Raw genomic sequence first — 13,233 nt, 5'->3', positions numbered from 1 at the left:
AAATACAAATTTAACGAATTGAATAAACTTAATCATGGAGGTGTGAGTGTTTGCTGACATTAGAAAATGTCTCGAAAACGTATAAAGGCGGAAAAAAAGCCGTCAACAGCATCAATCTGAATATCGCTAAGGGCGAATTTATTTGTTTTATCGGACCGAGCGGCTGCGGGAAAACGACGACGATGAAAATGATCAACCGCTTAATTGAACCGACGGAAGGCAGAATCCTGATAGAGGGCCGAAACATTATGGAACAAGACCCGGTGGAACTCAGAAGAAGCATCGGCTATGTCATTCAGCAGATCGGGCTGTTTCCGCATATGACCATTCAGCAGAACATTACCCTCGTTCCGAAACTTTTAAAACATCCTGCAAAAGAACGGAAGGAACGGGCGCGGGAGCTTTTAAAGCTCGTTGATATGGGGCCTGAATATTTAGACCGTTACCCTCATGAACTGAGCGGAGGACAGCAGCAGCGAATAGGTGTATTACGGGCACTTGCCGCAGAGCCGCCGCTTATCTTAATGGATGAACCGTTCGGGGCGCTTGACCCGATTACGAGAGATTCCCTTCAGGAAGAATTTAAAAAACTGCAAAAAACCTTACATAAAACCATCGTATTTGTTACCCATGATATGGACGAAGCCATCAAACTTGCGGACAGAATCGTCATTCTGAAAGCGGGAGAAATCGTCCAAGCCGGAACGCCTGATGACATTCTCCGATTTCCGGCGAATGAATTTGTTGAGGAGTTTATCGGCAAAGAACGGCTGATTCAATCATCCAGCCCTGATATTGAACGGGTGGAGCAGATCATGAATTCCGCTCCTGTGACGGTAACACCTGAGAAAACGCTGTCAGCCGCCATTCAGCTGATGCGCGCCGAGCGGGTGGATTCGCTGCTCGTCATTGATGAGAAGAACGTTCTCCAAGGTTATGTCGATGTGGAAATGATTGACCGCACACGAAGACAGGCGGCAACCGTTGCGGAAGTGCTTGAGCGCGATCTATACACGGTCAGAAGCGGCACCCTGCTTCGCGACGCCGTCCATAAAATTTTAAAAAGAGGCATGAAATTTGTGCCCGTCATTGATGAAGCCGGCCGTTTAACGGGAATCGTGACAAGGGCAAGCCTCGTTGACATCGTCTATGACTCCATTTGGGGAGAAGAGAAAGAGCTCGCGGTGATGTCATGAGGAGGCTTCAATTGATATGAATCAAACCGTGCAATTTTTACAGACAAACGGTGCAGAACTGCTTTATAAAACATGGGAGCACTTGTACATCTCATTAATCGCCGTCATGGCGGGCATTCTCGCCGCCGTTCCGCTCGGCGTCCTGCTGACGAGGATGAAAAGAGGCGCTGGCCCAGTCATCGGCATCGTCAATATCATTCAAACTTTGCCGAGCCTTGCCATTCTCGCATTTTTTATTCCGCTTTTAGGCGTGGGAAAGGTCCCGGCCATTGCGGCGCTGTTTTTCTATTCCGTGCTGCCGATTCTCAGAAACACGTATACGGGAATCCTCGGTGTCAACCGGCATCTTCTTGAATCGGGAAAAGGGATCGGCATGACCGCATGGGAGCAGATCAGGCTTGTAGAGCTCCCGCTTGCCGCCCCGGTCATCATGGCGGGCATCCGGACGTCCGCGATTTATTTGATCGGCTGGGCGACGCTTGCCTCCTTTATCGGCGGAGGCGGACTGGGGGATTACATTTTTATCGGCTTGAACCTTTATCAGCCGGAGTATATTATCGCCGGCGCCGTTCCGGTCACGATGTTAGCGGCCGCCGTTGACTGCATGCTCGGGATGACAGAACGGAAAGTCACGCCTGACGGGCTGAAGGACATAAAAAATGCTTCATAAGGAGGAGATCTCTCGTGGGGAATAGATGCAAAAAACGGCTGCTCGCATTCGCCTGTATCGGCGTGCTGCTCCTTGGCGGCTGTTCGCTTCCGGGATTGAGCGCCGCGTCGGAGGATACCATCAAAATCGGGGCGCAAAGCATGACCGAATCAGAAATCATCGCGAGCATGCTCGGACAGATGATCGAACATCACAGCGATTTGAAAACAACCGTTATTAAAAATCTCGGCTCCAACGCCGTACAGCAGCAATCCTTGATAAACGGTGATATTGATATCGCCGCCACGCGCTATACGGGGGACGCGCTGACGGGCACGCTTCGTATGGAGCCGGAAAAAGACCCGGATAAAGCTTTGCGGCTCGTTCAGCGTGAATTTCAGAACAGATATGACATGAAATGGTTTGATTCCTACGGCTTTGATAATACATACGTCTTTACCGTTTCCGGACAGCTTGCCCGCAAATACCATTTAGAAACGGTATCCGATGTCAAAAAAGAGGCGTCTCATCTGAAATTCGGCGTTGATAACTATTGGATGAAGCTGAGAGGCAACGGATATCAGGATTTTATGAACACATACGGAATGTCATTTGAAGGCACGTATCCGATGCAGATCGGCCTCGTTTACGACGCGCTGAAAAGCAGGAAGATGGATATCGCGCTCGCTTATTCCACCGACGGAAGAATCATTGCTTACGGACTGAAAACGCTGAAAGATGATAAGCGGTTCTTTCCTCCGTACGACTGTTCACCCGTCGTTCCGAAACGTGTATTAAACGAGCATCCCGAGCTGGAAGGCGTGATCAATCAAATGATCGGCGCGATTGATACAAAGATGATGCAGAAAATGAATTACGAAGTCGACGGCCAATTAAAAGAGCCGTCCGTCGTGGCAAAGGAATTTTTAGAAAAGCATCATTACTTTGAATAACGGAAAGGAGATATGCGGATGGACACGCTGAAAGAGCTGTTTACGTATTACGCTCAAAACGGCAGCTATGTTCTGTATGAGTGCTGGCGGCATTTTCTCATGTCGGCGTACGGCGTCGTTTTCGCCGCCGTTTTCGCCATTCCGGCCGGCATTGTGACAGCGAGGCACGGGCGTCTCTCCGGCTGGGTGTTTGCTGTGGCGAACGTGATTCAAACCGTTCCGGCGCTGGCGATGCTCGCCGTCCTGATGCTTGTCATGGGACTTGGCGCCAATACGGTCATCACGGCTTTGTTTCTGTATTCACTGCTGCCGATTCTAAGGAATACGCACACGGGCATTATCAATATTGAGCACGCTTATCTTGAGTCGGGAAAAGCGATGGGCATGACGAAATATCAAGTGCTCCGCATGGTGGAGCTGCCGCTTGCGCTTTCCGTCATTATGGCGGGTCTCCGAACGGCGCTCGTCATTGCGATCGGCATCACGGCAATCGGCACCTTCGTCGGCGCAGGCGGCCTCGGGGATATGATCGTCAGAGGCTCGAACGCGACAAACGGAACCGCCATTATTCTTTCGGGCGCCATTCCGACCGCACTGATGGCGGTAGCCGCAGACCTGCTGATGGCGTGGTTGGAACGAGCCCTCAGCCCTGTGAAAAAACAAAAAAGAAAGCTGATCGTACGCTCAGCCTCATGAAAAAAAGCATTCTTCTGCGTGAAGGATGCTTTTTTTGATTTCTTGATTAAATTTTGATAACTGCGCTGTAAAGTCTTACATATCAAATAACAAAGCAGAGGGGTAATCATATGAGCAACATCTTAGAAACAAGACAGCTGCAAAAATCATTCGGCAGACAACAGGCAGTGGCTGATGTGTCTCTATCGGTTAAGCGCAACAGTATATACGGCCTGCTCGGTCCGAACGGCGCCGGAAAATCAACGACTCTTAAAATATTGACCGGCATCTTGCAGCAAACATCCGGCGAGGTTCTGTTCGACGGGCATCCATGGAAGCGCGAAGATTTGAAAAAGATCAGTTCCCTGATTGAAGCGCCGCCGCTTTACAGCAACTTGACAGCCGCTGAAAACCTGAAAGTCCGCTGCGTGATGCTCGGGCTTCCTGATTCAAGAATTGCGGAGGTGCTGGAAATCACGGGATTAACGGGAACCGGAAAAAAGCACGCTGGCCAATTTTCCATGGGAATGAAACAGCGTCTCGGCATTGCGTTGGCATTAGTCAACCGTCCGTCGCTCTTAATTCTTGACGAGCCGACAAACGGATTGGACCCGATGGGGATTCAGGATATGCGGGAATTTATCCGCTCCTTGCCCGGACAGGGAATGACGGTAATTTTATCAAGCCACCTGTTATCAGAAGTGGAGCAGATCGCAGACCATATCGGAATCATCAGTGACGGTGTTTTGGGATATCAAGGAGAAATCAGCCGGGAAGACGATCTGGAGCGGCTGTTTCTGGAGGTAGTCAAATCAACACGGGAGAAAGCGGGGACAGGAAAATGATTCAGTACATGCAGGCGGAACACCTTACATCTAAAAGAACATTTATCAAAAAACTGATCATTCTGATTCCCCTTCTGAACACGGCTTTTTCTTTTCTGCTGAATAAGGCCTATTTTATGACGGGCACGTTCAATTGGTGGGCGGTTATTTTCATGCCGCTCATGATTGCTCTAATGTGCGGTTTATCTGTTAAAAAAGAGAAAAAATCTGCGAATGACCGCGCGGTGTACTCATTGCCGGCAGGCTTAAAAAGCATATGGCTCTCAAAAATAAGCTTGATCGCGCTGTATTCACTCCTGTCGCAAATCGTCTTTTTCATCATCATGTTTTTACTTGGCCTTGTGTTTTCGGGAATTGCTGCGCTGCAGCTGAAAGGCGTTGAAGCGGGCTCCCTTTTGTGGCTGACGACGCTTTGGGAAATCCCATTGTGCTTATGGATTGCCAGACAGTTCGGGTTTACGGCAGTCATTCTCGTGAATATGATCGCCGCCTTTGTTTTTGGTATTCTGCCGGCGTCCCGTTCATTGTGGTGGCTGAGTCCATGGAGCTGGTCAGTCCGGGTGATGTCACCGATTCTCGGAATCCATCCGAACGGAATTCAGCTTCCCGCAGACAGCGGCTTATTGAACGGAAATGTGATCTTTCCGGCTATTATTCTTTCTATCCTTTCTTTTATCGCAATAAGTTTGATTTCCGCCGTGCCTTTTGCAAAAGGGGGAAACCGGTCATGACCGTGCTTTTACGATATATGTGGGCCGATGTATTAAAAATGAAGCGCACACCGCTCATATGGATGCATGTTGCGGCGCCGGCCGTATGCGCGGGATTTTTCCTGTTATATATGATGTATGGGAGGATTCAGGAGCCTTGTGTGCTGTACAGCGTCTTCTTCAGCGCGATTGCCGTTTTATACCCTTTAATCATCAGTATTGTCTGCGGCATGTCTGCCTCAGTCGAGGAACAGGCGGGTCATTTTCAGATGATGCTGGCGGTTCCGCATTCGAAAATAATCAGTTTTGCGGGCAAGCTGCTTCTATTGCTGCTGTTGAATGTGTTATCGATAGGTCTTGCCATCTGTCTTTATTTGGCGGGGATGAAATTTGTTCTTCACATCAATGACCTTCCGTACTTTCTCTTTTTAAAGGGAGGGGCGTGGCTGATTGCCGGCAGTATTCCGCTTTATATGATGTCTTTTTTTGTCGGCATACAGTACGGCATGGGACCGTCCGGGCTTTTAGGGGGAGCGGGTTTATTAATGGCGGCGCTGATGAATACGGGATTGGGCGATGTCATCTGGCGTTTTTTCCCGTGGGCATGGAGCGTGCGGCTGTCGAACCTTGCAGGACTGCTGCATTTTGACAAAGTCAAAAAAGAGTTTATCCCTTATGTGAGATACGATATGAGATTCGGAGAAATAATGTTATATTTTTCTATAGTGATATTATGTCTGGCCGGCCTCCATTGGTGCAGAAGATGGGAAGGGCGGCGTTCATATGAATAAAGGCAAGGAGCGATTCGGCCGGTGGCAAACATTTTAGCGGTAGATGATGAAAAAGATATTCTCGTTCTGATCAGAAACATTTTACAGCGTGATCAGCATACAGTAACGATTCTGGAAAAAGCGGAAGATCAGTCATTGGATTTTTTTCAAGGCTATGATTTGATTCTTCTTGATGTCATGATGCCCGGAACCGACGGGATTGAACTCTGCCGGAGGATTCGGCCGCTGGTGGACAGCCCGATCCTGTTTTTAACAGCAAAGTCTGACGAAGAATCCATTGTGAAAGGCCTCATGACAGGCGCTGATGATTACATCACAAAGCCGTTCGGCGTACAGGAATTGATGGCAAGGGTAAACGCTCATGTCAGAAGGGAACAGCGGGAAAAGCGTCAGACAAAACGTCTGATATCAGGCTTCATGTTTGATTTTGACAATAAAGAAGTATGGTTTGATGACCGGAAACTGCCTCTTACGAAAAACGAATATAAAATCGTAGAATTTCTGGCACAGCATAAAAACAGAACATTCTCACGGGAGCAGATTTACGAGGAAGTGTACGGCTTGGACGGCGATGCGCTCTATTCAACCATTACGGAGTTTATCAGAACCATCCGGAAAAAATGTAAAGAACACGGGGCTGATCCGATCAAAACGGTGTGGGGTGTCGGATACAAATGGGAATAGCAAAAGGAAAATCCAGCATCCGCAAAGAGCTTGTCAAATTCACCATCACGCTGTGTCTGAGCACGATGGGGGTGGCGGCATTATGCGTCGCCTTAAATGCCATTGCCCTGAATGCCGGAGCGATCCTGCCGGCAAATTACAGCGAGCATGAGGCGGAACAGATCAAGCCCCGCCTGAAATCGGCGGAAAAGATAACAGAAGACATGATTCCCGACGGTATGACATACGCCGTTTTTGATAAAAAAACAAAGCGGATGACAAAAGGAACGATGACGGAAAAAGACGCGGCCAGCGCCAGAAAAAAGATCCAGCATCAGCCGTATTTTAATTATGCTCAAAAAGGATTCATGGTGGTTGATCGGAAAAATGAATACGGCGTTCTCCAATATTCACTCAGGTCGGAATTTCAGTCGCCTCTGCTAAGGCGCTATCTGCCGAATTATGAATGGACGGGTCTTGCGGTTTTGATCTCTTTGCTTCTTTTAACTGTGTTTATCGTGACGACGCGATTCGCCAATCAGCTGAGACGGCATTTCAGCACACTCAGCTCCATTACGGCAAGCATTCAAAAACAGAATTTAAATATCAATCCAAAAAGGCCGCGCATAAAGGAATTTGACGATGTCATTGACTCTCTGCTGAAAATGAAAGACGCGCTTCAGGCATCTCTGGCGGCGCAATGGGAGGCGGAGCGGATAAAGAAGGAACAGATCGGCGCGCTTGCGCATGATATTAAAATTCCGGCAACGATCATTAAAGGAAATGCCGAGCTGCTTCAGTTAACAGAACCTGATGAGGAACAGACGGAATACACGCAGTATATCCTTGATGCCGGAAACAAAATCGAGCAATATGTCGGGCAGCTGATTCAGCTTTCTAAAGCGGAGGAGGCAGTTGCCGTTCATCTGGAATATACCGATCTCAAAGAGTGGGCTCAAAACATATATCGTGACGCAGCGGCGCTTGCGGGGCCGAAACAGATTGATCTCGTCCTCAGTGAGCGGGGCATTGACCGAAAAGAAGCGCCGATTGATCAAGAACTGCTTCGCAGGGCGGTCATGAATATCGCGGCGAATGCCGTCGACTATACGCCGGAAAGAGGAGAAATCCGTGTGGACGTCCTATGCACCGATACCGCACTCAGTATTGCCGTATCTGACAGCGGAAGCGGGTTCTCGCAGGAAGCGCTGAAAAGGGCGACACAGCTTTTTTACACGGAGGATAAAAGCAGACATTCGGCGGGGCATCATGGCATGGGGCTTACATTCGCCCATCATGTCGTACATCTTCACCACGGTGAATTAATACTTGAAAATCAAGAGTCTGGAGGAGCCCGTGCGGAAATCCGAATTCCGCTGGAAGGCATCAGACAAAAACAAGCCCTGCACGCATGAGGGCTTGTTTTCTTGTTTAAGAAAAGCAAAATGAAAACGGCTGTCCGTTTGAGAGATCAGCCGCTTATGCGGAAAAGCGTTTATCAGGAAGGATCAATCCATGTTGAAGACCACTTGGAAATTTCCTCTAAAATAGGGGCTAATGCGCAGCCTTTTTTCGTTAAAGAATACTCAATACGGACAGGCGTTTCGGGGATAACATCCCGTTTGATGACACCTTCTGTTTCAAGTTCTTTCAGACGTTCTGACAAGACTCTTCCGCTTAAATTCGGAAGCGCCGCTTCAATTTCGCTAAATCGCTGCTGTCCGTTCAATAACTGAAAGACGATTAGAGCCACCCAGCGTTTACTTAGGATGTCGACCGCTTTTTCGAATCTGGGGCACATTTCTGATTGGTTCATGCTTTTTCACCTCGTCTTCTGCTATTATACCGCAAAATCGGAGGGAACGTACGTCTGGCGCTTGTTAAGTTGAGGGAGGGTCAAAAAGAGGATGAGGAATCCGGGGAGCGCTTTTTCGCTTCAGCCGCGATAAAATCAAAGTATTTGCTGACGCTTTCAATGTCTTCCTTTGTGAAGTGCTGCCACTTTTTGCTGTCAAACAGCGGCAGATGCTCCGCGCCTCTGTCAACGGCGGTCTGATAGATGGCGCGGATGGATTGATAGCTTTCGGATGTTTCGCGGATTTCCTCCTGAAATGCCTTGATGTGTCCGGCCCGCGCCATTAACTCTTCGTACGGAATTTTTAATGTGTCCGCCAATTTCTTGATGGTCGCCGGTTTAGGAATGCCGCGGTGCCCGTTTTCAATTCTGGAAATGGTCGCCGAGCTGACGCCGGAATAGACGGCAAGCTGATTGACGGTAAGCTTCCGGGCGCGGCGCAGCTCTCTTAATTGCTTTCCGAATGTGTTCAATAAGATCGCCTCACATGTGCAAAGTCATGAGTCTTCATTTTTTCTTTTTTTGGCTTCCGCTGACAAGAACGCAAAGTATTTATCAAGCAGAACCAAGTCTTCTTTCGACAGGTGCCGCCAGTTCTCCCGCTCCAAAAGTGATAAATCATCCAGCTCATACGTTTCGGCTTTTTCCAGCAAGGTGCAGCCTGTGTCGTATGGGGCTTTCGTTTCCTGAACGGTCTCTATGTATCCCGCCGTCTGCATCAATTCCTCATACGGGATTTTTAACGCATCTGCGAGCTTTTTAATGGTTGCAGGTTTCGGCACCCCGCGTTTGCCGTTTTCAATCCGCGAGATTCCCGCGGCGCTGACGCCCGAATACGTTGCCAGCTGGTTCACTGTCAGATGTCGTTTTTCCCGCAATGTCCGTAATTGTTTCCCGAAGCTTTCCACAGTCTCTCCCCCTCCCGCGGTCTAATTATATTCTAGTATGTTTATTGACTAAAGGGAATAGTCAGGCTGGAAAAGTATTGACAAAAGTTAACAAAAGCCGTATCTTATGTATAAGAAAGAAAGTATTTGACAGAACGGAAGGTGAAGAAAGTGGTCGAAAAGATACAGATCAGAAGAGATTATGTGCTGCAGTATATGGTCAATAATGACTACTCGTTAAACCAGCTCGCCCTGGAGATCGGAATATCTCCCGCCACACTGAGCCGTGTACTGAATGGAGAGCGGAGGCCGGGCCAGCTGGTCATCGGAAAGATGCTCTATTACTTTGACATGAAGTTTGAAGATCTTTTTTACTACGATTTTGTTGACAAAAGTCAATAGTGATGAAAGATTCAAATTGCATTTCCGTTTTTCTGACATGATGTGCACCGATACGGCGTGACATGCCTTTGCTTTTCATGTAAAATAGAAGCAATGTAGGCCAGTCAGTCTGGAGGTGTATGGGATGCACACTTTATTGATTACCTTATTGGTTATCGTCAGTATTGCACTTATTATTGTCGTATTGCTTCAATCCAGCAAAAGCGCCGGTTTATCGGGTGCGATTTCAGGCGGGGCGGAGCAGCTTTTCGGAAAACAGAAAGCAAGGGGCCTTGATCTGATTCTTCACCGCACAACCGTTGTGCTGGCAGTCTTGTTTTTCGTGTTGACGATTTCGCTGGCGTATATCGTATAAGGCAATGTTTGTATAAGGTCTGATTTAATATCAGGCCTTTTTCTTGTTGAGAGACGGCGTTTGTTTCTCGCAAAACTGTGGAAAACTAAATTGAATGTGCAAAAAAGGGGTTATGAGCATGAAAATTGTGACACCAAAACCATTTACATTTAAAGGCGGAGACAAGGCGGTGCTTCTGCTGCACGGGTTTACGGGAAATACGGCAGACGTCAGAATGCTCGGCCGCTACTTGAATGAGCGCGGCTACACTTGTCACGCGCCTCAATATAAAGGGCACGGCGTTCCGCCGGAAGAGCTGGTACATACGGGACCTGAAGATTGGTGGAAAGACGTCATGGACGGGTATGAATATTTACAATCTGAAGGCTATGAAAACATTGCGGCCTGCGGACTGTCGCTTGGCGGGGTTTTTTCATTGAAATTGGGTTACACTGTACCCATAAAGGGAATTGTTCCTATGTGTGCTCCGATGCACATTAAAAGTGAAGAGGTTATGTACGAAGGAGTTCTCTCCTACGCGCGCAATTATAAAAAATTCGAAGGAAAACAGCCGGAGCAGATTGAAAAGGAAATGAAGGAGTTTGAAAAAACGCCGATGAATACGCTCAAATCGCTTCAGGAGCTGATTGCCGATGTGCGCAAAAACGTCGACATGATCTATTCCCCGACATTTGTGGTTCAGGCACGGCATGACCATATGATTAACACAGACAGTGCAGACATCATTTACAACGAGGTGGAAACGGACGACAAACAGCTGAAATGGTATGAAGAGTCAGGACATGTCATTACGCTGGACAAAGAACGGGACCTCGTTCATCAGGATGTGTACGAATTTTTAGAGAAACTCGATTGGTAACAAACAGGAGGTCGGATAATGGAAAAAGAAGCGTTTATGGACCGTCTTCTCGCGTTTATGAAGGAAGAGGCGTACAAGCCCCTTACCGTTCAGGAACTTGAGGAGATGCTGAACATCACGGAAGCCGAAGAATTTAAAGAACTGGTTAAAGCGCTGGTGGCGCTCGAGGAGACCGGACAGATCGTCCGCACCAGAAGCAACCGCTACGGGCTTCCGGAAAAAATGAATTTAGTAAAAGGAAAAATTTCCGCGCATGCAAAGGGATTCGCGTTCCTATTGCCGGAGGATACCTCTTTAAGCGATGTGTTTATTCCGCCGAATGAGCTGAATACAGCTATGAACGGAGATATCGTCATGGTCCGGCTCAATTCCCAGTCAAACGGATCAAGACAGGAAGGCACGGTCATCCGTATCCTGGAAAGAAGCATCGACCGCGTCGTGGGCACATACACAGAAACAAAAAGCTTCGGCTTTGTCATCCCGGATGATAAGAAAATCACGAGTGATATTTTTATTCCGAAACATGCCAATAACGGCGCTGCGGAAGGCCATAAAGTCGTCGTCAAACTGACAAGCTACCCTGAAGGCAGAATGAACGCCGAAGGAGAAATCGTTGAAATACTCGGCCATAAAAATGATCCGGGCATCGATATTTTATCAATCATTCATAAGCACGGCCTGCCGGGAGATTTTCCGGCTGAAGCGATGGAGCAGGCAACAAGCACGCCCGATACCATCGATGAAAAAGACATCAAAGACCGCCGTGATCTCCGCGATCAGGTCATTGTCACCATTGACGGCGCGGATGCGAAGGATCTGGATGACGCTGTCACTGTAACAAAGCTTGATAACGGCAGCTACAAGCTCGGCGTCCATATTGCCGATGTCAGCCATTACGTCACGGAGAATTCCCCGATTGACAAAGAAGCGCTGGAAAGAGGGACAAGCGTGTATCTGGTTGACCGGGTCATTCCGATGATTCCGCACAGACTGTCTAACGGAATCTGTTCTTTAAATCCGAAGGTCGACCGCCTGACGCTTTCCTGCGAAATGACAATCAACCAGCAGGGACAGGTGACAGAGCACGAGATCTTCCAAAGCGTCATTAAAACGACGGAAAGAATGACCTATTCAGATGTCAACCGGATTCTCACAGAAGACGACGCCGAGCTGAAAGAAAGGTATGAGCCGCTCGTCCCGATGTTCAAAGACATGGAACGTCTGGCGGAAATTCTCCGGGCGAAACGGATGGACCGCGGCGCCGTGGATTTTGATTTCAAAGAGGCGAAGGTGCTCGTCGATGAGGAAGGCGCCGTAAAAGACGTCGTCATCAGAGAGCGCTCAGTAGCGGAAAAGCTGATTGAAGAATTCATGCTTGTGGCAAACGAAACGGTGGCCGAGCACTTTCATTGGATGAACGTGCCGTTTATTTACCGGATTCACGAAGAGCCGAACGCCGAAAAACTGCAAAAGTTCCTGGAGTTCGTCACGACATTCGGTTATATCGTCAAAGGGAAAGCCGGAGACATTCATCCGCGCGCGCTGCAAAGCATTCTTGACGAAGTGCGGGACCGTCCGGAAGAAACGGTGATTTCAACCGTCATGCTCCGTTCCATGAAGCAGGCGAAATACGATCCGCAAAGCTTGGGCCATTTCGGGCTGGCGACTGAATTTTATACGCACTTCACATCGCCGATCCGCCGTTATCCTGACTTAATCGTTCACAGGCTGATCAGAACGTATTTGATCAACGGACAATCGGACGAAGCGACTCAGGAAAAGTGGGCCGAACGCCTTCCGGAAATCGCTGACCATACATCAACGATGGAACGGCGCGCCGTTGATGCAGAGCGGGAAACGGACGATCTGAAAAAAGCGGAATATATGCTTGATAAAATCGGCGAGGAATTTGACGGCATGATCAGTTCCGTCACGAACTTCGGAATGTTCGTCGAGCTGCCGAATACGATTGAAGGGCTTGTGCACGTCAGCTTTATGACGGATGATTATTACCGTTTTGACGAGCAGCATTTCGCCATGATCGGCGAACGCACGGGCAACGTTTACCGCATCGGAGACGAAATCACGGTCAAAGTCGTCGACGTCAATAAAGATGAGAGAAACATCGACTTTGAAATTGTCGGCATGAAAGGCACCCGCCGTCCGAGAGAAACAACAGGCGATCGCAGAAAACGAGGCAGACCGGCGCGGAAACGTGTGTTAAACAGCAATACCCCGGCTTCACCGCCGAAATCGGAGGAAAAAGGGGAATGGTTTACAAAACCGAAGAAGAAAAAGAAAAAACGCGGTTTCCAAAACGCGCCGAAACAAAAACGCAAAAAGAAGAAGTAAATGCGAAAAGCAAATGGGGCAAAATGCTCTGTTTGCTTTCT

16 protein-coding genes are annotated in these 13,233 nt (G+C 48.4%); 13 read left to right on the top strand and 3 right to left on the bottom strand.

All coding sequences use genetic code 11. The features are described from left to right. Positions 1-50: 50 nt before the first annotated feature. The 9 genes from AD710_RS04760 (at position 51) to AD710_RS04720 (ending at position 7,897) form a co-directional block, all read left to right on the top strand. Positions 51-1,196, top strand: a complete 1,146-nt coding sequence (locus AD710_RS04760) for a betaine/proline/choline family ABC transporter ATP-binding protein (protein ID WP_049627422.1) — start codon at positions 51-53, stop codon at positions 1,194-1,196. A 16-nt stretch (positions 1,197-1,212) separates the two neighbouring features. Next, the gene (locus AD710_RS04755) at positions 1,213-1,866 is read left to right on the top strand and encodes an ABC transporter permease (protein WP_049627421.1); all 654 of its coding nucleotides are present in this window, start codon (positions 1,213-1,215) and stop codon (positions 1,864-1,866) included. A gap of 14 nt (positions 1,867-1,880) precedes the next feature. Further along, a complete protein-coding gene (locus AD710_RS04750) occupies positions 1,881-2,798 on the top strand; it encodes an osmoprotectant ABC transporter substrate-binding protein (RefSeq protein ID WP_049627420.1) in 918 nt (305 codons plus the stop codon). An 18-nt stretch (positions 2,799-2,816) separates the two neighbouring features. Further along, positions 2,817-3,494, top strand: coding sequence for an ABC transporter permease (locus AD710_RS04745; protein ID WP_049627419.1), 678 nt, complete (start codon positions 2,817-2,819; stop codon positions 3,492-3,494). 110 nt (positions 3,495-3,604) lie between these two features. Beyond that, complete coding sequence (locus tag AD710_RS04740; protein WP_049627418.1) at positions 3,605-4,318, top strand: lantibiotic protection ABC transporter ATP-binding protein; 714 nt, start codon at positions 3,605-3,607, stop codon at positions 4,316-4,318. Next, entirely contained in the window at positions 4,315-5,049 is a 735-nt protein-coding gene (locus tag AD710_RS04735; protein ID WP_049627417.1) for a lantibiotic immunity ABC transporter MutE/EpiE family permease subunit, read from the top strand. Before AD710_RS04740 ends, AD710_RS04735 begins: the two co-directional genes overlap by 4 nt. After that, on the top strand, positions 5,046-5,819 hold the full coding sequence (locus tag AD710_RS04730) for a lantibiotic immunity ABC transporter MutG family permease subunit (RefSeq protein WP_049627416.1): 774 nt from the start codon (positions 5,046-5,048) through the stop codon (positions 5,817-5,819). Before AD710_RS04735 ends, AD710_RS04730 begins: the two co-directional genes overlap by 4 nt. Positions 5,820-5,840: 21 nt before the next feature. After that, positions 5,841-6,503 (top strand): response regulator transcription factor, encoded by a 663-nt coding sequence (locus AD710_RS04725; RefSeq protein WP_016937907.1) that lies wholly within the window; start codon positions 5,841-5,843, stop codon positions 6,501-6,503. After that, positions 6,494-7,897, top strand: a complete 1,404-nt coding sequence (locus AD710_RS04720; protein ID WP_049627415.1) for a sensor histidine kinase — start codon at positions 6,494-6,496, stop codon at positions 7,895-7,897. The genes AD710_RS04725 and AD710_RS04720 overlap by 10 nt, the downstream gene beginning before the upstream one ends. Positions 7,898-7,980: 83 nt before the next feature. On the opposite strand, the gene AD710_RS04715 is transcribed toward AD710_RS04720, so the two are convergent. The 3 genes from AD710_RS04715 to AD710_RS04705 form a co-directional block, all read right to left on the bottom strand. Then, complete coding sequence (locus AD710_RS04715; protein ID WP_016937909.1) at positions 7,981-8,298, bottom strand: catDE operon transcriptional regulator CatR; 318 nt, start codon at positions 8,296-8,298, stop codon at positions 7,981-7,983. Positions 8,299-8,378: 80 nt separating this feature from the next. Further along, positions 8,379-8,810 carry a helix-turn-helix domain-containing protein gene (locus AD710_RS04710; RefSeq protein WP_016937910.1) on the bottom strand — a complete coding sequence of 144 codons (432 nt, stop codon included), beginning with the start codon at positions 8,808-8,810 and terminating at the stop codon, positions 8,379-8,381. A 24-nt stretch (positions 8,811-8,834) separates the two neighbouring features. Next, a complete protein-coding gene (locus AD710_RS04705; protein WP_049627414.1) occupies positions 8,835-9,245 on the bottom strand; it encodes a transcriptional repressor RghR in 411 nt (136 codons plus the stop codon). Between the two features lie 195 nt (positions 9,246-9,440). Here AD710_RS04705 and AD710_RS04700 point away from each other — a divergent pair, with 195 nt between their 5' ends. From AD710_RS04700 to rnr, 4 genes are all read left to right on the top strand, one after another. After that, entirely contained in the window at positions 9,441-9,626 is a 186-nt protein-coding gene (locus tag AD710_RS04700; protein WP_087920807.1) for a helix-turn-helix domain-containing protein, read from the top strand. A 124-nt stretch (positions 9,627-9,750) separates the two neighbouring features. Continuing rightward, complete coding sequence (gene secG, locus AD710_RS04695) at positions 9,751-9,981, top strand: preprotein translocase subunit SecG (RefSeq protein WP_013353627.1); 231 nt, start codon at positions 9,751-9,753, stop codon at positions 9,979-9,981. Positions 9,982-10,099: 118 nt separating this feature from the next. Then, positions 10,100-10,840, top strand: coding sequence for an alpha/beta hydrolase (locus tag AD710_RS04690; protein WP_016937913.1), 741 nt, complete (start codon positions 10,100-10,102; stop codon positions 10,838-10,840). A gap of 18 nt (positions 10,841-10,858) precedes the next feature. Further along, positions 10,859-13,192: a ribonuclease R gene (gene rnr / locus AD710_RS04685; protein ID WP_049627413.1), complete on the top strand. Its 2,334-nt coding sequence runs from the start codon at positions 10,859-10,861 to the stop codon at positions 13,190-13,192. The last annotated feature ends 41 nt before the right edge of the window (positions 13,193-13,233 follow it).

Source organism: Bacillus sp. JFL15, assembly GCF_001184225.1.
GTDB classification, from domain to species: domain Bacteria; phylum Bacillota; class Bacilli; order Bacillales; family Bacillaceae; genus Bacillus; species Bacillus siamensis.
This window is presented reverse-complemented; position numbering and strand designations above follow the sequence as displayed.

What these genes read in the sequence shown, in the direction of transcription:
- AD710_RS04690 (WP_016937913.1), top strand. Translation starts at nt 10,100, where the DNA reads ATGAAAATTGTGACACCAAAACCATTTACATTTAAAGGCGGAGACAAG.
- AD710_RS04755 (WP_049627421.1), top strand. Translation starts at nt 1,213, where the DNA reads ATGAATCAAACCGTGCAATTTTTACAGACAAACGGTGCAGAACTGCTT.
- AD710_RS04745 (WP_049627419.1), top strand. Translation starts at nt 2,817, where the DNA reads ATGGACACGCTGAAAGAGCTGTTTACGTATTACGCTCAAAACGGCAGC.
- AD710_RS04720 (WP_049627415.1), top strand. Translation starts at nt 6,494, where the DNA reads ATGGGAATAGCAAAAGGAAAATCCAGCATCCGCAAAGAGCTTGTCAAA.
- AD710_RS04700 (WP_087920807.1), top strand. Translation starts at nt 9,441, where the DNA reads ATGGTCAATAATGACTACTCGTTAAACCAGCTCGCCCTGGAGATCGGA.
- AD710_RS04740 (WP_049627418.1), top strand. Translation starts at nt 3,605, where the DNA reads ATGAGCAACATCTTAGAAACAAGACAGCTGCAAAAATCATTCGGCAGA.
- AD710_RS04730 (WP_049627416.1), top strand. Translation starts at nt 5,046, where the DNA reads ATGACCGTGCTTTTACGATATATGTGGGCCGATGTATTAAAAATGAAG.
- AD710_RS04715 (WP_016937909.1), bottom strand. Translation starts at nt 8,298, where the DNA reads ATGAACCAATCAGAAATGTGCCCCAGATTCGAAAAAGCGGTCGACATC.
- rnr (WP_049627413.1), top strand. Translation starts at nt 10,859, where the DNA reads ATGGAAAAAGAAGCGTTTATGGACCGTCTTCTCGCGTTTATGAAGGAA.
- secG (WP_013353627.1), top strand. Translation starts at nt 9,751, where the DNA reads ATGCACACTTTATTGATTACCTTATTGGTTATCGTCAGTATTGCACTT.
- AD710_RS04735 (WP_049627417.1), top strand. Translation starts at nt 4,315, where the DNA reads ATGATTCAGTACATGCAGGCGGAACACCTTACATCTAAAAGAACATTT.